Source organism: Tsuneonella aeria (genome assembly GCF_009827495.1).
In the GTDB taxonomy this organism is placed as follows: Bacteria; Pseudomonadota; Alphaproteobacteria; order Sphingomonadales; family Sphingomonadaceae; genus Tsuneonella; species Tsuneonella aeria.
Window position 1 is genome coordinate 966,146 of the sequence record NZ_WTZA01000001.1, and the last position, 23,034, is coordinate 989,179.

General features: G+C 67.2%; 27 protein-coding genes and 1 tRNA gene. 13 read left to right on the forward strand and 15 right to left on the reverse strand.

The features are described from left to right. Positions 1–50: 50 nt before the first annotated feature. Genes GRI40_RS04710 through GRI40_RS04720 form a run of 3 tightly spaced genes read left to right on the forward strand, consistent with a single transcriptional unit; the run spans position 51 to position 1,596 of the window. Entirely contained in the window at positions 51–479 is a 429-nt protein-coding gene (locus tag GRI40_RS04710; protein ID WP_160610274.1) for a PTS sugar transporter subunit IIA, read from the forward strand. Beyond that, positions 476–754: an HPr family phosphocarrier protein gene (locus GRI40_RS04715; RefSeq protein WP_160610275.1), complete on the forward strand. Its 279-nt coding sequence runs from the start codon at positions 476–478 to the stop codon at positions 752–754. The genes GRI40_RS04710 and GRI40_RS04715 overlap by 4 nt, the downstream gene beginning before the upstream one ends. Before the next feature lie 29 nt (positions 755–783). Beyond that, positions 784–1,596, forward strand: coding sequence for a TrmH family RNA methyltransferase (locus GRI40_RS04720; protein ID WP_160610276.1), 813 nt, complete (start codon positions 784–786; stop codon positions 1,594–1,596). Here GRI40_RS04720 and GRI40_RS04725 read toward each other — a convergent pair. Both GRI40_RS04725 and GRI40_RS04730 read right to left on the reverse strand, forming a co-directional pair. Continuing rightward, on the reverse strand, positions 1,593–2,312 hold the full coding sequence (locus GRI40_RS04725; RefSeq protein ID WP_160610277.1) for a hypothetical protein: 720 nt from the start codon (positions 2,310–2,312) through the stop codon (positions 1,593–1,595). The two genes, GRI40_RS04720 and GRI40_RS04725, sit on opposite strands and share 4 nt — an antisense overlap. 38 nt (positions 2,313–2,350) lie before the next feature. Continuing rightward, positions 2,351–3,736 carry a DNA recombination protein RmuC gene (locus GRI40_RS04730; protein ID WP_160610278.1) on the reverse strand — a complete coding sequence of 462 codons (1,386 nt, stop codon included), beginning with the start codon at positions 3,734–3,736 and terminating at the stop codon, positions 2,351–2,353. Between the two features lie 93 nt (positions 3,737–3,829). On the opposite strand from GRI40_RS04730, the gene GRI40_RS04735 reads away from it, so the two are divergent. After that, positions 3,830–4,270 carry a four-helix bundle copper-binding protein gene (locus tag GRI40_RS04735; protein ID WP_160610279.1) on the forward strand — a complete coding sequence of 147 codons (441 nt, stop codon included), beginning with the start codon at positions 3,830–3,832 and terminating at the stop codon, positions 4,268–4,270. Between the two features lie 18 nt (positions 4,271–4,288). Here the strand turns inward: GRI40_RS04735 and GRI40_RS04740 are convergent, their stop codons facing one another. Continuing rightward, entirely contained in the window at positions 4,289–4,855 is a 567-nt protein-coding gene (locus tag GRI40_RS04740; protein ID WP_160610280.1) for a peptide deformylase, read from the reverse strand. A gap of 42 nt (positions 4,856–4,897) precedes the next feature. Further along, entirely contained in the window at positions 4,898–5,494 is a 597-nt protein-coding gene (gene recR / locus GRI40_RS04745) for a recombination mediator RecR (protein WP_160610281.1), read from the reverse strand. Between the two features lie 53 nt (positions 5,495–5,547). Here recR and fmt point away from each other — a divergent pair, with 53 nt between their 5' ends. From fmt to GRI40_RS04760, 3 genes are all read left to right on the forward strand, one after another. Then, positions 5,548–6,453 carry a methionyl-tRNA formyltransferase gene (gene fmt / locus GRI40_RS04750; RefSeq protein WP_160610282.1) on the forward strand — a complete coding sequence of 302 codons (906 nt, stop codon included), beginning with the start codon at positions 5,548–5,550 and terminating at the stop codon, positions 6,451–6,453. Positions 6,454–6,460: 7 nt separating this feature from the next. Continuing rightward, complete coding sequence (gene truA, locus GRI40_RS04755) at positions 6,461–7,216, forward strand: tRNA pseudouridine(38-40) synthase TruA (RefSeq protein WP_160610283.1); 756 nt, start codon at positions 6,461–6,463, stop codon at positions 7,214–7,216. Positions 7,217–7,289: 73 nt separating this feature from the next. Beyond that, a complete protein-coding gene (locus GRI40_RS04760) occupies positions 7,290–8,402 on the forward strand; it encodes a zinc-binding dehydrogenase (protein ID WP_160610284.1) in 1,113 nt (370 codons plus the stop codon). A gap of 4 nt (positions 8,403–8,406) precedes the next feature. Here the strand turns inward: GRI40_RS04760 and GRI40_RS04765 are convergent, their stop codons facing one another. Both GRI40_RS04765 and arsC read right to left on the reverse strand, forming a co-directional pair. Continuing rightward, on the reverse strand, positions 8,407–9,384 hold the full coding sequence (locus GRI40_RS04765; RefSeq protein WP_160610285.1) for an asparaginase: 978 nt from the start codon (positions 9,382–9,384) through the stop codon (positions 8,407–8,409). A 58-nt stretch (positions 9,385–9,442) separates the two neighbouring features. Next, the gene (gene arsC / locus GRI40_RS04770; protein WP_160610286.1) at positions 9,443–9,823 is read right to left on the reverse strand and encodes an arsenate reductase (glutaredoxin); all 381 of its coding nucleotides are present in this window, start codon (positions 9,821–9,823) and stop codon (positions 9,443–9,445) included. Between the two features lie 75 nt (positions 9,824–9,898). Here arsC and GRI40_RS04775 point away from each other — a divergent pair. Then, positions 9,899–9,974 (forward strand) — tRNA-Val (locus GRI40_RS04775). Positions 9,975–10,013: 39 nt separating this feature from the next. Here GRI40_RS04775 and GRI40_RS04780 read toward each other — a convergent pair. Continuing rightward, positions 10,014–10,604 (reverse strand): TlpA family protein disulfide reductase, encoded by a 591-nt coding sequence (locus GRI40_RS04780; RefSeq protein WP_160610287.1) that lies wholly within the window; start codon positions 10,602–10,604, stop codon positions 10,014–10,016. Here GRI40_RS04780 and argH point away from each other — a divergent pair. The 5 genes from argH (at position 10,603) to GRI40_RS04805 (ending at position 15,088) form a co-directional block, all read left to right on the forward strand. Beyond that, on the forward strand, positions 10,603–11,976 hold the full coding sequence (gene argH / locus GRI40_RS04785; protein ID WP_160610288.1) for an argininosuccinate lyase: 1,374 nt from the start codon (positions 10,603–10,605) through the stop codon (positions 11,974–11,976). The two genes, GRI40_RS04780 and argH, sit on opposite strands and share 2 nt — an antisense overlap. Position 11,977: 1 nt before the next feature. After that, positions 11,978–12,220 carry a hypothetical protein gene (locus tag GRI40_RS04790; protein WP_160610289.1) on the forward strand — a complete coding sequence of 81 codons (243 nt, stop codon included), beginning with the start codon at positions 11,978–11,980 and terminating at the stop codon, positions 12,218–12,220. A 91-nt stretch (positions 12,221–12,311) separates the two neighbouring features. Beyond that, positions 12,312–13,571: a diaminopimelate decarboxylase gene (lysA, locus tag GRI40_RS04795; protein WP_160610290.1), complete on the forward strand. Its 1,260-nt coding sequence runs from the start codon at positions 12,312–12,314 to the stop codon at positions 13,569–13,571. Continuing rightward, complete coding sequence (locus tag GRI40_RS04800; RefSeq protein ID WP_160610291.1) at positions 13,562–14,347, forward strand: precorrin-2 dehydrogenase/sirohydrochlorin ferrochelatase family protein; 786 nt, start codon at positions 13,562–13,564, stop codon at positions 14,345–14,347. Before lysA ends, GRI40_RS04800 begins: the two co-directional genes overlap by 10 nt. A 156-nt stretch (positions 14,348–14,503) precedes the next feature. After that, the gene (locus tag GRI40_RS04805) at positions 14,504–15,088 is read left to right on the forward strand and encodes a J domain-containing protein (protein WP_160610292.1); all 585 of its coding nucleotides are present in this window, start codon (positions 14,504–14,506) and stop codon (positions 15,086–15,088) included. A 4-nt stretch (positions 15,089–15,092) separates the two neighbouring features. Here the strand turns inward: GRI40_RS04805 and GRI40_RS13805 are convergent, their stop codons facing one another. The 8 genes from GRI40_RS13805 to GRI40_RS04845 all read right to left on the reverse strand — a co-directional run bounded on the left by GRI40_RS13805 (position 15,093) and on the right by GRI40_RS04845 (position 22,986). Further along, entirely contained in the window at positions 15,093–15,506 is a 414-nt protein-coding gene (locus tag GRI40_RS13805; RefSeq protein ID WP_337190492.1) for a response regulator, read from the reverse strand. 122 nt (positions 15,507–15,628) lie between these two features. Continuing rightward, positions 15,629–15,943 carry a hypothetical protein gene (locus tag GRI40_RS04815; protein ID WP_237488998.1) on the reverse strand — a complete coding sequence of 105 codons (315 nt, stop codon included), beginning with the start codon at positions 15,941–15,943 and terminating at the stop codon, positions 15,629–15,631. 74 nt (positions 15,944–16,017) lie between these two features. After that, positions 16,018–16,908 carry a winged helix DNA-binding protein gene (locus GRI40_RS04820; protein WP_337190493.1) on the reverse strand — a complete coding sequence of 297 codons (891 nt, stop codon included), beginning with the start codon at positions 16,906–16,908 and terminating at the stop codon, positions 16,018–16,020. A 126-nt stretch (positions 16,909–17,034) separates the two neighbouring features. Continuing rightward, positions 17,035–17,544 carry a L,D-transpeptidase family protein gene (locus GRI40_RS04825; protein WP_160610294.1) on the reverse strand — a complete coding sequence of 170 codons (510 nt, stop codon included), beginning with the start codon at positions 17,542–17,544 and terminating at the stop codon, positions 17,035–17,037. Next, on the reverse strand, positions 17,544–18,833 hold the full coding sequence (locus GRI40_RS04830; protein WP_160610295.1) for an adenylosuccinate synthase: 1,290 nt from the start codon (positions 18,831–18,833) through the stop codon (positions 17,544–17,546). The genes GRI40_RS04825 and GRI40_RS04830 overlap by 1 nt, the downstream gene beginning before the upstream one ends. Before the next feature lie 153 nt (positions 18,834–18,986). Beyond that, positions 18,987–20,105, reverse strand: coding sequence for an ATP phosphoribosyltransferase regulatory subunit (locus GRI40_RS04835; protein WP_160610296.1), 1,119 nt, complete (start codon positions 20,103–20,105; stop codon positions 18,987–18,989). A gap of 70 nt (positions 20,106–20,175) precedes the next feature. After that, positions 20,176–21,759, reverse strand: coding sequence for a phosphoglycerate dehydrogenase (gene serA / locus GRI40_RS04840; RefSeq protein WP_160610297.1), 1,584 nt, complete (start codon positions 21,757–21,759; stop codon positions 20,176–20,178). A gap of 96 nt (positions 21,760–21,855) precedes the next feature. Then, positions 21,856–22,986, reverse strand: coding sequence for a phosphoserine transaminase (locus tag GRI40_RS04845; protein ID WP_160610298.1), 1,131 nt, complete (start codon positions 22,984–22,986; stop codon positions 21,856–21,858). Positions 22,987–23,034: the final 48 nt, after the last annotated feature.

Here is a 23,034-nt window from a genome sequence, read left to right on the forward strand (position 1 = left end):
GGCGCGAGGTGGGCGCCGGTGTCTGCCGAGAACGAACCAAGTCGCACATTATGATCGGATTGATACTGGTCACCCACGGCCGCCTAGCCGAGGAATTCGTCAGCGCGATGGAACATGTCGTGGGGCCCCAGGCGGCCATCGCGACGATCTCCATCGGGCCGAGTGACGACATGGAGCGGCGCCGTCGTGAAATCGCCGCGGCGATCGCGGAGGTCGACAGTGGTGACGGGGCGATCATCCTGACCGACCTGTTCGGCGGCACCCCCTCCAACCTTGCCATCTCGCTGCTCGATGCCGGGCGCGTCGAGGTGATCGCGGGCATCAACCTGCCGATGCTGATTCGCCTGGCCGGCGCGCGCAAGTCGATGACCGTGACGGATTCGGTGAAGGCGGCGCGCGATGCGGGCAAGAGCTACATCACCATCGCATCGGAATTCCTCTCGCCCGGCGATTGCGAAAAGAAGCGGGTCGGCGCTTGAGGGAGGCGCGCCGCACCTGCACGATCGTCAACCAGCGCGGCCTTCACGCGCGTGCGAGCGCCAAGTTCGTCGGCGCGGTCGCCGCGCTGCCCGACGGGTGCACGGTGAAAGTGGTGCGGGGCACGAACGAGGCGGTGGGCGGATCGATTCTGGGCCTGATGATGCTCGGCGCGGCCAAGGGTGACACGGTCGACGTGGTCGTCGCGGGTGATAACGCCGACGCCGTGCTGGGCCAGCTCTGCGCGCTGATCGACGACGGGTTCGGTGAAGACTGAGAGCGGCTCTCCGGCGAGTTGACAGAACAGTGCGCAGGCAGATCACCGGATTCTCCAATCCCACCGTGAAGGCGCTCCGCGCGCTGCGGGACAAGAAGCACCGCAAGGCTTCCGGGCAGTTCCTGGCAGAAGGTCTGCGCCTGCTGACGGATGCGCGCGAAAGCGGGCGGTTGCCAACGACGCTCGTCCTCGCGTCGGAAGATCAGGGCGGTGCCGGGGGCCACCCTCTGCTCCGCGCGCTGGAGGCGGATGTGGTGGCGGCGGGCGGCGCGGTGATCGAGACCGGCGCCGACATCCTTGCGAAGATCACCGGCAAGGATAACCCCCAGGCGGTCGCCGGCGTGTTCGACGTGTTCGACACGTCGCTTGCGGCCATCGACCGGGATGCCGCCCCGATCTGGCTGGTGGCGCAGGCGCTGCGCGATCCGGGCAACCTCGGCACCATGCTGCGCACCGGGGACGCAGTCGGCGCCGGCGGCCTGATCCTGATCGACGATTGCGCCGATCCGTTTTCGGTGGAGGCGGTGCGCGCCAGCATGGGCGCGATCTTCACGCAATCGGTCGCCCAGGCGCGGTGGGATGCGTTCCTGCCCTGGCTCCGCGCGGGCCCGGGCCAGCTCGTCGCCGCCAGCCTGCGTGATGCCGTGCCCTATCGCGGTGCGCCTTACGCCGCGCCGTGTTTCATCCTCGTCGGCAACGAATCGCGCGGCCTTCCCCCGGAATACGAGGCCGCCTGCGACCTGAAGGTGACGATGCCGATGAAGGGCCGGGCTGATAGCCTGAACGCGGCGATGGCCGCGGCTGTCCTGTCTTACGAAGTGCTCGCCGCGCTGGGCGGCTAGTCACCCTTCACCAGGCTGGTGATGCTCCACTTGCCGTCCCTGCTGGAGGCGATCAGCCGATAATCGAGCACGCTGCGCAGGTTGTCGCTGGCGATGAAGCCGGTCTTGCCATCGGACATGACGATCTGCTGGAACGGAGCGCCCGGTTGCAGGCCGTCCTTCAGGCTGACGATGTCCCAGGACAGCGTGCCCATCGCGCGCGCCGCGGACGGGCTGGCGCGGACGGGGACGCTTTCTCCCGTCACGATCATCGCCTTGCCCGGATCGACGTCCGCCATGGCCTGGGCCGCGTACCACGGGAGGGTGATGCCGCCCTGTTCGTTCTGCCCGCAGCCCAGGCTCGCCAGGGCATCGAGCTCGGCCCAGAGCGGCGCGTCCTTCGCCGCGAGCATTGCCAGCAGCCGTTCCTTCCCCGCGCCGCCGCCGAAGTCGAGCTTGACGTCCGGCGCGGCGAGCGCGGCCACGGCTTGCGCATCCCGCGCCTTCACCGCAGCAGCGAACCGCGCCACGAATGCGTCCGCCCCCGGCACTTCGCGGCAATCGTTGCGCGGCGCGTAGGGGCCATCGGCGACGGTCGGGGTCGCCGAACCTTCGACCGTGTCGGCCACCGTTTCGGCGACATCGCTGATCTTTTCGGACGGCGCGTTGTCCTGGCTGCACGCGGCCACGAGCGCGATCGCCGACAATCCTGCCAGGGTTCGGGTTGTGCCTGTCATGGGCCGCACACTAACCATCCCGGGCCGCGCGGTTCAATCTATTGTGCGGCGGACCGGCTTTCGGACTCCGAAGGCCCCTCGACATAGCGCGGGGCGGACTCGACCAGCGGGACGGGCTCGATCTCGCGCTTGCCGATCTCGATGCCCTTGTCCTTGAGCCGGCGTCCCGCCGACAGGACATTGCGTTCGAAGCTGCCCACGAACTTGTTGTAGTTGGTGACCGCGCTTTCCAGCCCGCCGCCGACGCGCTTCATATGTTCGGCCGCCACCGCCAGCCGGTCGTAAAGCTCGGCCCCGGCGCGCCCGATCTCCACCGCCTCGCGCGCGATGGTGTCCTGGCGCCAGACCTGCGCGACCGTCCGCGCGATCGCCACCAGGTTGGTAGGGGTGGCCAGCAAGACCTTGTTGCGAAACGCAAAATCCCACAATTCCGGATCGTGCTCCAGCGCCGCGGCGACGAAGTGTTCCCCTGGCACGAACATCACGACATAATCCGGCGCCTCGTCGAACTGGCTCTGGTAGCTCTTGGCGCCCAGCGTCTGGACATGGCCTCGCATCGACTTGGCATGCAGGTCGAGGTGATGGCGGCGCGCGTCGTCATCCTCGGCCTCGAACGCGGCCTGGTAGGCGTTGAGCGACACCTTGGCGTCGATCACCAGCTTCTTCTGGCCGGGCACGTTGACGATCGCGTCGGGCCGCAACCGGCCTTCGGCGGTGTCCATCGCATGTTCCAGCGTGAAATCGGTGTGTTCGCTGAGACCGCACTGTTCCAGCACGTTCTGCAACGCCCGTTCACCCCACCGCCCGCGCGCCTTGGGCGCGTTGGTCAACGAGTTGCCGAGCCGCTGCGCTTCGCGGCGCACCTGCTCCTGGCCCTGCCGCATCGCCTCGATCATGCCGGCGAGCTGGCCGAAACCGTCGACCCGCTGCTTCTCCAGCGTCGCGACCTGTTCCTCGTACGCCTTCAGCCGGTCGCCCACCGGCTGCAGCAGCGAGGCGATCGCTTCCTTGTTGGACTTTTCCGCGTGGCCGAACCGCTCGGCTGCCCGGGCGAGGAACATCTCCTGCGCCTTTCCAAGAACTTGCGCCCCAGTGTTCTCGAATTCCTTGAGCAGTTTCTCGCGGCTCTCCTCCAGCAGTTTCTTCTGTTCCGCAAACCCGGCGGCCTGCGCGCGCAGCCCCGTCAGCTCTTCCCGCGCATGGTCCAGCGACTCCGCCAGGGCATCGGCGCGGGCGGCCCGTTCGCTCATCGTGGCGAGTTCGGGCACCATGCGCGACAGTTTCTCCGCCAGGTCCCGCGCCTCCCCGTCCCGCTCCCCATGCCGGGTGCGCCAGTCTGCCACGGGGCGAGAGCCGACGAACCACCCGGCAACGGCGCCGATCACCAGCGCGGCGAGAACGAGGATGAGTGCGATCGTGTCCATGACGGGAACATAGACGGAACGACGAGAGTAGGAAATAGGGCTGCGGAACTATCCCCATCTCTCGTTCGCTGATGAGGGCGAGGAGAGCAAGCCATGTCGATCAAGGAAATGATCCGCGAACATCCCCAGGTCGGGGCGGACTTCAACGAAAGCCTGGCCGAGGCGGTCAAACACGCGATGTACTGCGCGGCGATCTGCAATTCCTGCGCCGATGCCTGCAGCGCCGAGGAAATGGACATGCGCCGGTGCATCCGCCTGTGCATGGACTGCGCCGACGTATGCACGATGGCCTACCGCGTGGCGACGCGCCGCACGGACGAGAACCGCCAGCTGATCCGCAGCGCGCTGGCCGTGTGCATCGAGGCGTGCGAGACCTGCGCGGAAGAATGCGCGCGCCATGACCACGCGCATTGCCAGCGCTGCGCCGCCATGTGCCGCGAATGCGCGGAAGACTGCCGGCGCGCGCTACAGGCTCTCAACGACGAAGTGCATGCGGACGGCGAGCGGAGCACCTTTGCCCACGACGCCACCTGAGCAACCGCTCGCGGACGGTCAGGCCACCTTGCGCAGCTTGTCGAGCTTCTTGAGCGCCATCTGCCGTTTGAGCCGGCTGAGGTGATCGATGAACAGCACGCCTTCCAGGTGGTCCATCTCGTGCTGGATGCAGGTGGCCATCAGGCCCTCCATCACTTCCTCGTGGACTGCGCCGTCGAGGTCCTGCCACCGCACGCGGCAGCGGGCCGGCCGGTCGACATCGGCGTAAATTTCGGGAACCGAGAGGCAGCCTTCCTGGTATGTCGCCAGCTCATCCGCCGGATCGAGGATTTCGGGGTTCACGAAAACCCGCGGTTCCTTCTTCGTCGGCTGGTGGTGATGATGATGGCCGTCATGGTTGCACGGCACCGGTTCGGCATCCGGATCGTCCGGCTGCAGGTCGATCACCAGCACCCGCTTGGGCACGCCGACCTGGATGGCGGCGAGCCCGATGCCGGGCGCATCGTACATCGTTTCGAACATGTCGGTGACGAGCGCACGCAGTTCGTCGTCGAACGCGGTGACCGGTTCGGACACGACCTTGAGCCGGGGGTCCGGCACTTCGAGAATCTGACGGATAGCCATGCGCGCCAGATAGGCACAGGCGCGCTGAACGGCAAGTGAGCGCTAGGCGACAGGCCGCCGGGCGCGCAGCGCCTGGGCCAGCGTTCCTTCGTCGAGGTAATCGAGTTCGCCGCCCACCGGCAGGCCGTGCGCAAGCTGGGTGATGCGCACGGGAAATGCCTCCAGCCGTTCCGCAATGTAATGGGCTGTCGTCTGCCCTTCCAGCGTGGCGTTCATCGCCAGCACCACTTCGTCGATGCCCCCCTGTTCCACCCGCCCGATCAGGCTGCCGATGGAAAGATCTTCCGGGCCCACCCCGTCGAGCGCGGACAGGCGCCCGCCGAGCACGTGATAGCGCCCGGTGAACAGCCGCGACCGGTCGAGCGCCCAGAGATCTGCGACATCTTCCACCACGCACAACGCGCGCGGATCGCGGCGCGGATCGGCGCAGACGCCGCATGGGTCCTGCGTATCCACGTTTCCGCAGATGTCGCATTCGACCAGCCGGGCCTGAACCTCCGCCAGGGCGGCGACCAGTTGGGCCAGCGCGGTTTCCCGCCGTTTCACCAGCCACAGCACCGCGCGCCGCGCGCTGCGCGGGCCAAGGCCGGGCAGGCGCGCCAGCGATTGCGCCAGCGCCTCGATCTCTTGCGATGCCATTGGGGCGGAGATAGGGGCTGCGCTCCTTTCGCGAAAGGTTCGGACCCCCCGTTATGCGCATCGTCTTCATGGGAACGCCCGCGTTTGCCGTGCCCACGCTGACCACGCTGGTGGAAGCCGGGCACGACGTCGTGGCCGCCTATACCCAGCCGCCGCGCCCCTCCGGCCGGGGCAAGCGCCTCCAGCCGGGGGCCGTGCAGCAGGCGGCGGAGGCGATGGGCATTCCGGTGCGCTGCCCGGTTTCGCTCAAAGGCGAAGATGCACAGGCGGAACTTGCCGGCTTCGCGCCCGATGTCGCGGTGGTCGCCGCATATGGCCTGATCCTGCCACAGGCGGTGCTCGATATTCCGTCCCTCGGATGCCTCAACGTCCATGCCAGCCTGCTGCCGAAATGGCGCGGCGCGGCGCCGATACAGCGGGCGATCATGGCGGGGGCCCCGGTTACCGGCATCACCATCATGCGGATGGAGGCCGGGCTCGACACCGGACCGATGCTGGCGACCGCGCGCACGCCCGTCGACGACAAGACCGCCGGGGAGCTGACGGCCGAACTGGCCGAGATCGGCGCCCAGCTCATGGTATCGGTGCTGGCCGAATTGCCGCAGCTCCAAGCCGTGCCGCAGGATGATGCCGAGGCCAGCCATGCCCCGAAGATCGCCAAATCCGAAGCGCGCATCGACTGGTCGGGCGACGCCGAGGCGATCGAGCGGCAGGTGCGCGGCCTCGCCCCCTTCCCCGGCGCCTGGTTCGAGCTCGATGGCGAGCGGGTGAAGGTGCTGAAGGCCCGGGTCGTTGCCCGCGAAGGCAAGGCCGGCACCACGCTGGATGACACGCTGACGATCGCCTGCGGCTATGCCGCCTTGCAGCCCCTGCGGGTGCAGCGTGCCGGCAAGCCCGCGATGGACGTGGCCGATTTCCTCCGGGGCAAGCCGATCCCGGCAGGCACCTCGATCGGGTGAGCATGCGTTGACCCGCTTCGCCCTCACCCTGGAATACGACGGCGCCCCGTTCGCCGGGCTGCAACGCCAGGCGAACGCGCCCAGCGTGCAGGAAGCGGTGGAAGACGCGGTGTTCGCCGTGACAGGGCAGCACGCGACATTGCACGCGGCGGGACGCACCGACGCCGGGGTCCACGCCCTCGCCATGCGCGCCCATGTCGATGTGGAAACGGCCATCGCGCCGTTCCGGATGATGGAAGCGCTCAACGCCCATCTGCGTCCGCGGCCCGTGGCCGTAACCGCCTGCGCGGCGGTGGGCGATCAATGGCACGCCCGCTTTTCGTGCACCGGCAGGGCATACGAATATCGCATCCTCAATCGCCGGGCCCCGCCCACCCTGGACGCGGGACGGGTGTGGGGGATCGGCCGCCCGCTCGATGCCGATGCGATGGACCGCGCGGCGCAGGCACTGGTGGGCAAGCACGATTTCACCACGTTCCGTTCGGTCCAGTGCCAGGCCGCGAGCCCGGTCAAGACGCTCGACCGGATCACCGTGCACCGCGCGGGGGAACGGGTGCTGGTGGAAACGGCGGCGCGCAGCTTCCTCCACCACCAGGTGCGCTCGATGGTGGGTTGCCTGGCGCTCGTCGGCATGGGGCGCTGGGAAGAAAGCCGGGTGGCCGATGCGCTGGCCGCGCGCGACCGGCAGCAGCTGGGCCTCAACGCGCCGCCGCACGGCCTCTATTTCGTGCACGCCGCATATCCGCCCGAAGACCGGTTTTAAGGCGCAACCCTTCCCTTGGCGCGGGCGGGGGACTACCACGAAGTCCACACAGCAAGCGGGACAGGAATTTCGAATGACCATCACCGGCAAGCAGCTCTTCACCACCCTCGCCTCGGACGGGACGCTGACGGTGGAGGTGGCGGACAGCCAGTTCGCCGATCCGACCGGCAACCAGGTGCTCGTCCGGATGGAAGCCGCGCCGATCAATCCGAGCGATCTTGCGCTGCTCCTCGGCCAGGCGGATCTCGAGAACGGCGAATATTCGCCGGGCAAGCTCGTCGCCCCGATGCCGCAGCCGTTCCACGGGGCGATGAAGGGCCGCCACGACCAGCGCCTGCCCGTCGGTAATGAAGGGGCCGGCACCGTCATCGCCGCCGGGGACGGGGAACTTGCGCAATCGCTTCTCGGCCAGCGGATCGCCTGCGTGCCGGGCGGCGCCTATGCGCAATACGCGATCGCGGATGCATCGATGTGCCTGCCGCTGGGCGACCTCACCGCCGAACAGGGCGCCAGCGCATTCGTCAATCCGATGACGGCGCTGGGCTTCGTCGAAAACGCCAGGATGGATGGGCAAGGCGCGATCGTGCACGCTGCGGCGGCCAGCAACCTGGGCCAGATGCTGGTGAAGATCTGCCAGGAAGACGGCATTGCCCTAGTCAATATCGTCCGCAAACCGGATCAGGCCGAACTGCTCCGCGGCCTCGGCGCGGAATGGGTGGTCGATTCCTCGCAGCCCGATTTCATGGACCGGCTGGCCGAGGCGATCGATGCGACCGGCGCATTCTACGGGTTCGATCCCATCGGCGGCGGAACGACCGTGGACGCCTGCTTCAAGGCGATGGAGCGCGTCGCGGTGGGCAAGATGGCCGACTACAACCGATATGGTTCCAACCAGCAGAAGCGCATGTTCATCTACGGCCGCCTCGATACCGGGCCGACGATCCTCACGCCCAGCTACGGCTTCGGCTGGGTCCTGTCGGGCTGGCTGCTGACCCCGTTCCTCCAGTCGGCCGGCTTCGAAGTCGTCGGACGGATGCGCCAGCGCGTGCTGGCTGGGCTGACCACCACGTTCGCCAGCAGCTACAAGGCCAGGGTCACGCTCGACCAGATGCTGGAAAAGGACGCGGCGACCGATTACCGCGCCATGAAAACGGGCGAGAAGTATCTCGTCACGCCATGGGAATGATAAACTAGCGCCGATCGAATTCTCTTTGCATGGTTTCGGGACGGTCGATCCCGCTCGCGATGAGGACTTGCAGCAGGATGCGGGCCTTGGCCGGACCCAGGCCCCGCGCGGCGACGAAGCCGCGGCGATCGTCGTCGACCTCCAGGTTTCGGTCGACCGAGCCCTGGTCCACCCGGGTGGAACGCACGACGGGAACGCCGGCCTGCGCCAGCGCCTCGATCACCGGGCCCGCCGCATTGCCCTGCCCAAGCCCCGCGAGCACGATCCCCTGCGCCCCGCCCGCGAGCGCGCAGCCGACCGCGTCGGCCTCCATCCCGGCATAGGCGGTAAGGATGGGGACCTTGGGCAATGCGCCGGGCCAGGCGAAGCGCGCTTCGCGGCCGATGCGGTCCGGCGGGCCGAACCAGTCGAGCGACGTCGGCGTCACGCTGGCCACGGGACCGCGGGGAAAGCCGCGAAACGCCTCCGCTCCGCCGGTCGCGGCCTTGCGCACGTCGATGGCGGCGAAGACCTGGTCGCTCATCACGACCAGCACGCCGCGCGCCGCAGCGACCGGATCGCCGGCGACGCGCGCAGCATTTGCCAGGTTGCGCATCCCGTCGCTGCCGACCGCATCGGCAGGCCGCATGGCGCCCACCAGGACCACCGGCTTGCCCGCCTGCAGGGTCAGATCGAGCAGGAACGCGGTTTCTTCGGCAGTGTCGGTTCCGTGCGTGACGATGATCCCATCGACCGCATCGTCGGCCATCGCGCTCACGATCTCGGCATGGAGCGCGTTCCACTGGGCCCAGCCGATGTCCTGCGATCCGATCGCGGCGATCTCGCGCCCCTCGAACGTCGCTGCGAGCTTCAGGCTTCCGGCCGCGGCAAGCAATTCATCGGCACCGATCTGGCCGGGCCGATAGCCACGCTCGATCGCGGACCCCGCGTTCCCGGCGATGGTGCCGCCGGTTGCGAGCAGGCGAATGTGCGGATGAGCCATGCCGGTCCCTTAGCGCCCCGGTGTGCGCTGCGAAACCCGCGCGGTTCAACCCTAGCCGTTATGCGTTATCGTCGCCCGGCGGCGGCGCATCGCCGAGCAGTTCCAGAACGGTTTCCGAAGGACGGCATAGACGCGCGCCACGCGGCGTTTCCACGATAGGGCGATTGATGAGGATGGGATGCGCCGCCATCGCATCGATCAACTGCTCGTCCGATAGTGACGGGTCGTCCAGGCCCAGTTCCGAATAGGCCGCTTCCTTGGCGCGCAACAGGTCGCGCGGCGGAATGCCCATGCGGTCGATCAACCCAGCCAGTTCCGCACGCGTCGGCGTGTCCTTCAGGTATTCGACCACGCGTGGCTCGATCCCGGCCTCACGGATCGCCGCCAGGGTGTTGCGCGAGGTGCCGCATTTCGGGTTGTGATAGATCGTGACAGTCAAACCTTGTGTCCTTCCGGCGCCGCATCCGGTTGATCTTCGCCGCGAAGGCGCCTAGTCGCCCGCGGACGCGAAAGCGGGCGATTAGCTCAGTTGGTAGAGCATCTCGTTTACACCGAGAGGGTCGGCGGTTCGAGCCCGTCATCGCCCACCATTTCCGGCCGCTTCCTGCCTTTGAAGGCGTGCTGCCGGCCTACTCCGCGATAGCCTCGTCCACCAGCGCGCGCGCCTCGGGACTTTGCCAGTCGTATCCGCCCACCACGCGCGCGATTTCCTGCCCGCTGCCATCATAGAGCACAGTCGTCGGCAGGACGCCGTCACCGCCCAATGCGCTGCTGAGCAGCGTTTCCCGGTCAAGCCATGGTTCGAGATGCCGGAACCTGTTCGCCTGGAAGAACGGCACGACCTTTTCCGCTCCCTGGAGGTCCTGGCTCGCCACCAAGACGCGCACTTTGCCCTCGTACTCGCCGGCAAGCGCATCGAGCAGCGGCATTTCCTCCACGCAGGGCGCACACCAGGTCGCCCACAGGTTGAGCAGTACCGGCTGGCCGGACAGCGCCCCGGTGTTGAGCGATCGCCCCGTGGGGTCGGTCAACGTCACCGCAGGCATCAGGTCCCCCGCCCGGCTGCGGTCGATCATGCCGGTCAACTGCCCCGCTGCCGCCTCGGCCACCTCTGCTTGCGGGTCGACAGGCTCTTCCCTACTGCACCCGGCGACAAGGGCAGCCGAAAGAACCAGTGTGAACGACAGTCGGGATGACCACGGCAAGGGGGCAAACTCCATGTGGGGCGGGCGCTTCGCCGAGGGGCCTAGCGCCATCATGCGCGAAATCAACGCCTCGATCCCGTTCGACAAGGCCCTGTGGCGCCAGGATATCGCCGCCAGCAAGGCGCACGTCGCCATGCTGGGCGCGCAAGGGATCGTCAGCGAGGAGGACGCTGCGGCGATTGCGAACGGCCTCGATGCCGTGGCCGCCGAATACGAAGCGGACGGGGTGCCGGAAAACCTCGACCTCGAGGACATTCACATGGCGACCGAGAGCCGGCTTGCCGAACTGATCGGCCCCGCGGCCGGGCGGCTGCACACGGCGCGCAGCCGCAACGATCAGGTGGCGACCGACTTTCGCCTGTGGGTGCGCGATGCGTGCGGCCAGGTCGACGCGGGCCTGCGCGGTTTGCAGGCGGCCCTCGTCACCCGCGCGGGCGAGCATGCCGACAGCGTGATGCCGGGCTTCACCCACCTGCAGGCCGCGCAGCCGGTGACGCTGGGCCACCACCTCCTCGCCTATTACGAGATGCTGCGCCGCGACCGCAGCCGCTTCGCCGATGCGCGCGCGCGGATGGACGAATGCCCGCTCGGTTCCGCTGCGCTCGCAGGCACCGGCTTCCCCATCGATCGTGACGCCACGGCAGCCGCGCTCGGCTTTGCGCGGCCCACGGCGAACAGCCTCGATGCGGTGTCGGACCGGGACTTCGCGATCGATTATCTGCAAGCGGCGGCACAGTGCGCGCTTCACTTATCGCGGCTTGCCGAAGAACTGATCCTCTGGGCCAGCCAGCCGTTCGGCTTCGTGCGCCTGCCCGACAGCCTTTCCACCGGCAGTTCGATCATGCCGCAGAAGAAGAACCCGGACGCGGCGGAACTCGTGCGCGGCCACGCCGGGCGGATTGTCGGGTGTCTCACCAGCCTGATGATCACGATGAAGGGCCTGCCGCTGGCCTATTCAAAGGATATGCAGGACGACAAGCCGCCCGTGTTCGAGGCGCACGGTCTGCTCGCCCTTTCGATCGCCGCCATGACAGGCATGATCGCGCACAGCACGTTCCGTACCGACCGGATGCGGCAGGCGGCCGAACTCGGCTACGCCACCGCGACCGATCTTGCCGACTGGCTGGTGCGCGAGGCTGACGTTCCCTTCCGCGAGGCGCATCACATCACGGGCGCCGCGGTGAAGCTGGCGGAGAGCAAGGGGGCCGCTCTCGATGCGCTCTCGCTCGACGAGCTTAAGGCAATCGATACTCGGATCGACGAGCGGGTGTTTGCCGCGCTGTCCGTCGATCGGTCCGTGGCCTCGCGCAACAGCTATGGCGGTACGGCACCCGCGCGAGTAAGGGAACAGGTGGCCGCCGCGACCAAGGCGATCGGACTGGAGTGACATGAAAAAGACCCTGCTCCTGCTTGCCGCCGCCCTGCCCCTGCTCGGCGCTTGCGGTCAGAAAGCCGACCTGGAGCCGCTTGCTGGCCAGCCGCTCCCGCCGGTTGCATATGGCGCAACCGAGCAGGCCGATGCCGAACGCCTGCTGGAGCCTGACCCGATCGCTGCGCCCGAGCGGTCCGTCGAACTGCGCAAACGCTCGGAAGAGCGTGAGGACGATCCGTTCGATCTGCCGCCGGAATGACCCATTGCACCGCGGCTGATAACCTGAGGCCATGGCGGCGAAGCAAGGCTTGCTTGGATTTGTGCGGGCCGAGCAGCTAAGCGCAGCGCCGATGGATCATTTTCATTTCCGTGATGGCGTTCTCCATTCAGAGGACGTGCCGCTCAGCGCCATTGCAGAGGCTGTGGGCACGCCGGTCTACGTCTATTCGCGGGCCACGCTGGTTCGGCACGCCCAGGTGTTCCGCGCCGGCCTCGCGGGGCTCGAAAGTCCGCACATCGCCTTTGCCGTGAAGGCCAATCCCAACCTGGCCGTCCTGAAAGTCCTCGCCGGCGAAGGCTTCGGAGCCGATGTCGTCTCTGGCGGCGAGCTGACCCGGGCGCTCGCCGCCGGCGTGGACCCGGCAGGTGTTGTATTCTCCGGCGTCGGCAAGACTCACGCCGAACTCGTGCAGGGGATCGAGGCCGGCATCGGCCAGTTCAACCTCGAATCCGAGGAAGAAGGATACGAACTCTCCCTGATCGCGGAGCGGCACGGGCGGCGCGTGCCATGCGCACTGAGGGTCAATCCCGATGTCGACGCGCGGACACACGCGAAAATCTCCACGGGTATGCGCGAGAACAAGTTCGGCGTTCCCCTCGATCGGGCGGCAGAAATTTACGCCGCGCTGGCGGACCAGCCTGGACTGGAGATGCGGGGCGTTGCCGTGCACATTGGCAGCCAGCTCACCGAGCTTGCGCCACTGGAGATGGCGTTCGAGAAAGTCGGCGCTCTCATCGTGGAGCTGCGCCAGCGGGGCCTGTCAGTTACGCATGCTGACCTGGGTGGTGGTCTTGGAGTGCCGTACCGCAAAGGGGACGAGCCGCCCACGCCTGCCGAATACGGCGCGATGGTCGCACGCGTGACGGCAGGGTGGGAAGTGCGCCTCACCTTCGAGCCGGGACGCGTCATCGCGGGCAACGCCGGCGTGCTGCTGACGCGGGTGGTCCGCACCAAGCGCAGCGGCAATGGCCCGCCGTTCGTGATCGTCGACGCGGCGATGAACGACCTCATGCGCCCGGCGATGTACGGCGCCTGGCACGATTTCGATGCCGTCACTCCCTCGGGCGAGCGGACCACCGCCCACATCGTCGGCCCCATCTGCGAAACCGGCGATACGTTCGCCATGGACCGGGAAACCGATGCGATGGCCGCGGGCGACCTCGCCGTATTCCGCACCGCCGGTGCCTACGGCGCGACGATGGCGTCGAGCTACAACAGTCGCGGGTTCGTGCCCGAAGTGCTGGTGGACGGCGATCGGTTCGCCGTGGTCGCCGACCGGATTGACCCCGCAGCGATCATGGATGCGGAGCGGATTCCCGAATGGCTCTGAACAGCCTCCCGCTGTTTCACTGCGTGGCGGGGCGGCGGGTCGTGGTTCTGGGCGATGGCGATGGAGGGGCGGCCAGGCGGCGGCTGGTCGAACGGGCCGGCGGCATCTGCTGCGGAGAGCCGGAGGCGCACCACGCCGGCCTCGCCTTCATCGCCTTCGACGATCCGCGCCAGGCGGAAGCGGCGGCGATCCGGCTGCGGTGCAAGGGACTACTGGTCAACGTGACCGATCGGCCGGAGCTTTGCGATTTCACCGTGCCCAGCGTGCTCGACCGTGACCCGCTGCTGATCGCGGTCGGCACGGGCGGCGTTTCAGCCGGCCTCGCCAAGCACCTGCGGTTGCGTCTCGAAACGCTTCTCCCCGCGTCGCTGGGCCGGCTTGGGGATGCCCTTCATGCCGCACGCGAACGGATACGGGCGCGCTGGCCAAATGGTGCCGAGCGGCGCCGCGCGCTCGATGCCGCACTCGCGCCAGGTGGCGCATTGGATCCGTTCGATGACCGCTCCGCACAACGGCTCGACGCGTGGATTGCGGCGGGAACGGCCAAGCCCGGGGACAGCATCGATGAAATCGTCCTCGGCAGTGACGACCCCGATGACTTGACACTTCGGCAAGCCCGACTGCTCGGCGCGGCCGACTTCTTGCTCCACGACCCAGCCATTCCCGACGCGATTCTCAACCGCGCGAGAGCCGACGCGGTCCGAATCCCCTCGCCCGCTGCAATCGGAAACCGGCGTGGGCGGGTGGTGATTCTGCTCGTGCGCGATCGGCTTTGACTTTGCCGGGCCGCAAACTACCGTCGTTCAAAAAAGAGGCTCGCGCTTCCGCATGAAGCCTCGACGAGGTCGCGCGATATCATGGTTCGCCGGGGGGCGGACCGCCGATGAGGATGCCCTCTTCGGTTTCGAAGGACAGTGCGACGGGGTGGCTTGATGGAATCCGGAACCGAATTCGTCGATCATTACGACATCCTGCAGGTCAACCCGAACTGCGATGCGAAAGTCCTTGAAACGGCGTATCGCCACCTTGCGAAGATGTTCCACCCGGACAACGTCGATACGGCGGACGTCACCCGCTTCAACGATGTGATCGCAGCCTACCGGGTGCTGCGGGACCCTGCGCAGCGGGCGAAATACGATACCGCGCACGCGATCCACCGCCCGAGAGTCTACGCATCCGCGCACAGCGATGCGCTGGGGATCGACGAGAAAACCGCGCTAAGCGACGCGGAAATCCATGCAAAGATACTTCTCTATCTCTACAAACGGCGGCGCGAACACGCGTCAGACGCAGGCGTGGTGGGGTATATTCTGCAGGAAATGCTCAAATGCTCCGACGAGCATTTCGCGTTCCATTCCTGGTATCTGAAGTCCAAGGGGCTGCTTGAAATTACCGAACAGGGAACGCTCGCGATCACGATCGAGGGCGTCGATCACGTCATCGCGACATCGCGTACGGTGGCGGCCGAAAAGCTGCTGATCGCCAAGGCGGACGACCAGGCAGAGCCCGCCGGCTAGGCGATCACACGGCGCCGATGCTTTCCAGGCGGCTGAGCAGCGCCGCATCGTCGAACGGCTTGATCACGTATTCGTCCGCCCCCGCCTCGATCCCCTTGTGGATGTCTCGTGCGCCGGAGTTCGTGGTGCAGAACACGACCCGAGGCGGGCGGGCGGAGGGGATGGCGCGCAGGGCGGTGACGAATTCGATGCCGGTCATCACCGGCATGTTCCAGTCGGTTATCACCAGGTCCGGCATGGCCGATCGGCAGCGGGCGAGCCCTTCCTCGCCATTCTCGGCCTCGACCACGGCGTAGCCAGCGCCTTCGACGATGCGGCGAGCGACCTTGCGGATCATTCGCGAATCATCGACCAGCAGGCACGTTCGCTGGGCGCGCGGCGCTGCGGCTGTCGCAGGATGCGGCGCCGGCGGCGGCACCGCTGCGGGGGCTCCCGCTGGCGCTGCATGCGGTGCGGTCGCGACAGATGCAGCCGCGGGCCCGTTTGGCCGATCGGCAACGGTTTCGGATGGAACCCGGCCTTCGGGGCCCATGCGCTTGATCAACCCGCGTATGGCACGAACTCCTCTTCCCCATAGACCGGCCGATCGATCGGCGTCCCGACATCGCCCAGCGGCGCCTGCGCGGGCGCGGTGATGAGCGCTGCGCTGTCGGCCGGGGTCATGCGAACGTGCAGGTAGGGCACCCAGATTTCGCCGTATTCGGCCTTCTGGTACCACAGGTCGAGCACGTCGTAGCTCGCCCAGCATCCGTCTGGCTCCAGGAGGCGGATTCCTTCGCCGATGCGGGGAACCGCGGCAAAGCGGATGCGATGTTGCGACTGGTGCGTTTCGTTCTGGATTTCGATTTCGATCAAGGTGCTGCGCCTCTTGCGACCTTCATGCACCCTAAAGTGAATTGGTTGCCGAAGTTTCAACGACGCCGATGCGATTAGACCAGCGACAGGCCTTCCTTGCCCAGTTCCGCGAAATAGCGCGCCATCGCTTCGGCCGTCCTGTCCGAAAGCTGGATGAAAGCGCGGCGCCGGTCGGAATCGTCCTCCACCCTCTCGAGCAGGCCCGCGTCCACCATCTGGCCGATCCAGCGCAGCGCAGTCGTGGCCGGCACGCCGCTGGCGATGCACAGCGATGTGACCGACACGCGCGTGTGCTCGGCCCTTGCGGCGGTCAGATCGAGCAGGATGTCCCAGGCCGGATCCGCGAACAGCTCACCGCTCAGGAACTGCGCGCGAAGCTGCCGTTGGCGAATGATTCGCCGCACCAACCGCGGATCGGGCAAAGGTGCGCGCGGCGTACGGATCAACGGGCGCTCGTCCTGCTGATTGTATTCGATTGCCGGTGATTCAAGGCGGAACGCCAGCCCCTCGCCCGACGACAGCCGGTCGAGCTGCGCTGCGATCTGGCCCACCTGCTCCGTCAAGCGCAGCAGCGTCAGCCGGTCGGCTTCGTCGAGGTCGCGAACCGTCATGCGCGGCACCTTGATGAGCGCGCGCGCAAGGGCAATTACGCGTTCCCCCGTAGTGGGCTGTACCAACACTTCGGCGCCCGACTGATCGAGGCATGCGAATACCGAATCGAGCGAATCCAGAGTTGTGGACACGATCAGTCGCACACCGCCGCTGGCCGCGCGCATGTCGAGCTGAATCAGCGCAGCGAGCGAGGCGGCCTCGTCGTCCGGGCAATCGACCAACAGGATCTCGGCCGGAAGCGCCGGAGGCGGCGTTTCGAGCTCCGCCATGAGATCGAAGTCTATGAGGGCGAAGCCGGCCGCTTCGGCGGCATCCGCGATCTGCGCGCGGGTGACGCTGCTTGGTGCGTGCACTCCGGCCGAAAAAGCAGGTGTTCGGCCAAGCTGTGCATAGGCGAAATCGGCCTGCGGCATTACGGTCGGACTCCTGGAAACGCGTGGGGCGGCGGGCGTAGTCAGCGGCGCGATCAAGTCAACGCGTCACTGGCGTATTTCGATCGGTGTCCCATCAGGGATCAGCCGCCACAACGCTTCCATCTCTGCATCCGAAACCGCGATGCAACCATCGGTCCAATCGCCATCCATACGCGCGCCATCGGAACCGTTTGGCTGGCCGTGTATGAAGATCGCCCCGCCCGGTGAGCGGCCATGAGCGGCAGCAAATACGCGGTCGGCAGCATTGGGGTAGGATATGTGAAGGCTCAGGAAAAAGCGGCTTTGGGGATTGCCGTAATCGATGGTGTAGCGCCCCTCGGGCGTCCGTTCGTCGCCTTCGAACCGTTTATGCCCCTGCGGAGCGTCGCCGAACTGGAGGCCGTGGACCTGCCACGTGGGATGCCCTTGCGTGAATAGCGTCATGACCCGTTCCGACTTGTCCACCAGCACGAAATCGGCAATCGGCACCCCGGCCTGCGCCGCCGCACCGCCCGACCCGGCGGCGAGTGCGGCCGCCAGCGCAGCGGCTGATGCAAAGGCCGCCCGTCCCCGCATCAATCCTGGAAAGGGTCGCGCACGAGGATGGTGTCCGCGCGCTCGGGGCTGGTGGAGATAAGCGCCACCGGGGTTTCGATCAGTTCCTGCACCCGCTGGATATATTTGATCGCCTGGGCGGGCAGATCGCCGTAGCTGCGCGCGCCCGCGGTTGTTTCCCGCCACCCGTCCATTTCCTCCCAGATCGGCTCCACCGCCGCCTGGTCAGCCGCGTGCGAGGGGAAGTAATCGAGGATTTTGCCGCGCAGGCGGTAACCGGTGCAGATCTTTACCGTGTCGAAGCCGTCGAGCACGTCGAGCTTGGTGAGCGCGATGCCGGTCACGCCGCTGATGGCGCACGATTGGCGCACCAGCACCGCATCAAACCAGCCGCACCGCCGCTTCCGCCCCGTGACCGTGCCGAACTCATGGCCCCGTTCGCCCAGCTTCTGCCCGGTCTCGTCATCGAGCTCGGTGGGAAACGGGCCGCTTCCCACGCGGGTCGTGTATGCCTTGACGATGCCGAGAACGAAGCCGGTGGACGCCGGCCCAAGGCCGGAACCCGCCGCGGCGGTGCCACTCACCGTGTTGGAGCTGGTGACGAACGGGTACGTCCCATGATCGACATCGAGCAGCACGCCTTGCGCCCCTTCGAACAGGATCTTCGCGCCGGCCTTGCGCACTTTCTTCAGGCGCTTCCACACCGGCTGCGCGAATTGCAGCACCGATGGCGCGATTTCGCGGAGCTGGTCGAGCAAGGCGTCGCGATCGATCGGCGGCTGATCGAACCCGGCGCGCAGCGCATCGTGATGCGCGCAGAGGCGGTCGAGCTGAGGGCCAAGATCGTCGAGATGGGCAAGGTCGCACACCCGGATCGCGCGCCGGCCGACCTTGTCTTCATAGGCCGGACCGATCCCCCGCCCGGTGGTGCCGATCTTGCCGGCCCCGGCGGCGGTTTCGCGCAGCCCGTCGAGATCGCGGTGCAGCGGCAGGATCAGCGCGCAGTTGTCCGCAATGGCGAAGTTGTCGGCGTCGATCACGACGCCCTGCCCCTCCAGCTTCTCGATCTCCGCCTTCAGGTGCCAGGGATCGAGGACCACGCCGTTGCCAATGATGCTGAGCGTTCCGGTGACGATGCCGCTGGGCAGCAGGCTGAGCTTGTAAACCGTGTCGCCGACAACCAGCGTGTGCCCGGCATTGTGACCGCCCTGGAAACGTACGACCGCGTCGGCCCGGCTGGCGAGCCAGTCGACGATTTTCCCCTTGCCTTCATCGCCCCACTGGGCACCGATCACGGTCACGTTGGCCAAAGCGATTCCCTCGTTTCGTTCGTCGCGCGCCGGCCGTCGTGGCCGGGTGTTGCACTTGCTAGGCGAAAACTCGTCTTCCCGCGCCGGGAGGCCGGGCGGCGGCGGCCCTATGCCACGGGGATGCGCTATAGGGAACGCATCATTGGCAGCCCGTCACAGTGCCGTGGGCGTATCGCCTTCGAGCCTGTGCGTGCAGCCCAGCGCCGCCGGATCCTCTCCGTCATGGAGGGCGGCCACACTCCGCCAGCCGATAGCGCGCAACCGTGCCGCGACCTGCGGATCGTGTCCCGGCGGCAGGTACAGCAAGTCTCCGCTAGGCGCCGCGTCCAACGCGTCGACCAGCGGATCGATATAGAGCGTAAAGCCGGTCGCGGCTTCATCACTGCCGCCGATGCGGTAGGTACCGCCCCTGCCCAGCGTGCCGCGGACGCCCTCGGCATAGAGCGTGAAACCGAACCATGACTGGTATTCGAACCCGTGCCGCTCCGTCGGGTCGAGCGTCAGGCGTGCACGATCGCCCACGCGCGCCGCGATCTGGCGGAGGCCTTCGATGCGCGATTCCAACGCACCGCCGGCCGTCTCGCCCCCGATCGCGGCGAGCTTGCCGAGCGCTTCGTCGAACGGGCCGGCCGCGTAGAGCAGCGGCAGGTATGCCTCGCCGCCCGCCTGCTTCAGCGCGCCGGCGTCCTTGGCATCAAGTTCCCGCCGCACGGCCTCGATCCGGTCCGCATCCAGCGGGAGCGCGCTTGCCGCCAGTGTATCGACGAGATCGGGCAGGGTGAAATCGACCGACACGCCCCGCGCGCCCGCCGCGGTCAGCGCCTCTATCGCGAGCGCGACCACCTCGCCGGCGGCCGCCGCGCTGTCACTGCCGATCAATTCGGCACCCAGTTGCAGACGCTGGCGCGCGGGGTCGAGCTGGTCGGCGGTGATCGTCGCCACTTCGCCCGCGTAGCAGAGGCGAAGCGGCCGCGCGGCGCCCTTCAGGCTGGTTGCCGCGATCCGCCCGATCTGCACCGTCATGTCCGAACGCAAGGCCAGCGTGCGCAGGCTCGCGGGATCGACGAAGCGGAACATGCGCCGGGTGGCAACGCCGCTCATCCGCGTCGCGAGCGATTTTTCGAACTCGACGAGCGGAGGGATCACGCGCTCGTACCCATGCAAGTCCAGCGCATCCAGCGCCGCCCGCCGCGCCCGCGTGAGCGCGCGCGCGGCCACCGGCAGGCGGTCCTCCAGGCCCACGGGGAGCAGGTCGGCAGTGGGTTCGGTCATTGCCATCACGATGCCTCACGTTTCGTTCGCCTGGCTTGTGGAAGCGCAGCACGAACGGAAGAAGGAGCGGTCAGAACTCCAGCGCCTTCACCAGCTTCACGCCCTGCAGCTGGCAGGCCTGGTCGACCACGTCCTTGGGGATAGACTGATCGACGCTCAACAGCAGGACTGCCTCCCCGCCCGCATCCCGCCGGCCGAGGTGGAACGTGCCGATGTTGATCCCGCTTTCGCCCAACAATGTTCCGATCCGGCCGATGAAGCCGGGCGCATCCTCGTTGACGATGTAGAGCATGTGGCCGGCCAGCTCGGCCTCCACCCCGATACCGAAAATTTCCACCAGCCGCGGGTTTTCGTTGCCAAACAGAGTGCCTGAGACCGACCGATCGCCCTGGCTGGTGCCCACGGTGACGCGCAGCAGCGTGTTGAACGGCCCCTCCCGCTCGTGCCGGATGGACCGTACGTCGAGACCGCGTTCCTTCGCGAGGTACGGCGCGTTCACCATGTTCACGGTGTCGGAGTATTGCTTCATCAACCCCGCCAGAACCGCGCCTTCGATCGGCTTGCCGTTGAGCGCGGCGGCCGCGCCTTCGCGCTCGATGCTGATCTGGGTCAGGTTGCCGTGGGCAAGTTGGCCAACCAGGCTGCCGAGACTTTCTGCGAGCTTCATGTACGGGCGCAGCTTGGGCGCTTCCTCCGCGCTGAGGCTGGGCATGTTGAGCGCATTCGCAACCCCGCCGTTGACCAGGAAGTCGGCCATCTGCTCGGCCACCTGCAGCGCCACGTTGACCTGCGCCTCGGTCGTGCTGGCGCCGAGGTGCGGGGTACAGATGAAATTCCTCGTGCCGAAAAGCGGCGAATCGGTTGCAGGCTCCGTCGCGAACACGTCCAGCGCGGCGCCCGCGATGTGGCCGCTTTCCAGCCCGTCCTTCAGCGCCGCCTCGTCGATCAGACCGCCGCGCGCGCAGTTGACGATACGCACGCCCGGCTTGGTCTTCTCAAGCCGCTCGCGGGAGAGGATGTTGCGCGTCTGATCGGTGAGCGGGGTGTGCAGCGTGATGAAATCCGCCCGGGTGAGCAGGGTTTCGAGATCCGCCTTCTCGACGCCCATCTCGACCGCGCGCTCCTCCGTCAGGAATGGATCGTAGGCGACGACCTTCATGCGCAGGCCGAGCGCGCGGCTCGCGACGATGGAGCCGATGTTGCCCGCGCCGATCAGGCCCAGGGTCTTGCCGGTTACCTCGACACCCATGAAGCCGTTCTTGGGCCATTCGCCCGCCTGGGTCTGCGCGTTCGCCTCCGGTATCTGGCGAGCGAGCGCGAACATCAGCGCGATGGCGTGCTCGGCAGTGGTGATCGAGTTGCCGAACGGGGTGTTCATTACCACGACGCCGCGCGCGCTGGCATAGGGTATGTCGACGTTGTCCACTCCGATGCCCGCGCGACCGACAACCTTGAGATTGGTCGCGGCATCGAGCACCGCCTTTGTCACCTTGGTCGAGCTTCTGATAGCAAGGCCGTCGTATTCACCGATCCGGGCGATGAGCTGTTCCGGCGTCTCGCCCGTAATCACGTCGACGTCGCAGCCGCGTTCCTCGAAAATGCGCGCGGCGTTGGGATCCATCTTGTCGGAGATGAGAACTTTGGGCTTGGTCATTGGTCTTTCCTCGTCATCCGGCGATGAGCCGGGATCACCTCGATCGGGGGAGGCGGGTGATATGGAGTGGCCCCGGTTTCTGCCGGGAGCCAAATTTCAGGCGCGGGCCGCTGCGTAGGCCCAGTCGAGCCAGGGGCCGAGCGCCTCGATATCGGCGGTGTCAACGGTCGCTCCGCACCAGATGCGCAGGCCCGCAGGGGCATCGCGGTACCCGGCCACGTCATAGGCCGCGTCCTGCTCTTCCAGCAGCTTGGCCATGGCCTTTACCATCGCGTCGTCGGCCCCCTCCAACGTAAGGCAGACGCTGGTGTTCGATCGGACCGCGGGATCCCGGGCCAGATGGCCGAGCCAGTCGCGATCCTGCACGATCCGGTCGAGCGCGGCGGCATTCGCGTCCGCGCGGGCCTTCATCGCGGTCAGCCCACCCAGGGACTTGCCCCATTCCAACGCGAAAATCGCGTCCTCGACCGCCAGCATGGAGGGGGTGTTGATCGTCTCGCCCTTGAACACGCCTTCGGCGAGCTTGCCCTTGCTTACCAGGCGGAACACCTTGGGCAGCGGCCAAGGAGGGGTGTGAGACTCCAGCCGCTCGACCGCACGAGGGCCAAGGATCAGTACGCCGTGCGCGCCCTCTCCGCCCAGCACCTTCTGCCAGCTGAAGGTGAGCACATCGACCTTGTCCCAGGGAATGTCCTGCGCGAACACCGCGCTGGTGGCATCCGCGATAGACAGGCCTTCGCGGTCGTCGGCGATCCAGTCCCCGTCCGGCACGCGGACGCCGCTGGTGGTCCCGTTCCAGGTGAAGATCACGTCGTTTGACCAGTCTACCTGACCAAGGTCGGGCAACTCGCCATAGCCAGCACGGATAACGGTGGGATCGATCTTGAGCTGCTTGACCGCGTCGGTCACCCAGCCTTCGCCGAAGCTTTCCCAGGCCAGCGTCGTGACGGGCCGGGCGCCGAGCATGGTCCACATCGCCATCTCGACCGCGCCGGTATCGGACCCGGGAACGATGCCGATCCGATGCGTATCGGGCACCTCCAGCACCTCGCGCATCAGGTCGATACACAGGGCGAGACGCGCCTTGCCGAGCTTCGAGCGATGCGAGCGCCCGAGCGATTGCGTCGCCAGCTTGTCGGGGGACCAGCCCGGCGGCTTGGCGCAGGGACCGGAAGAGAACCAGGGGCGCGCCGGTTTGATCGCCGGCGGCGGCGGGGTATCAGTCATGTAGTCTCTCCTTGCAGAGAGCACGCGCGGCGTTGGGACCGCGTGGCC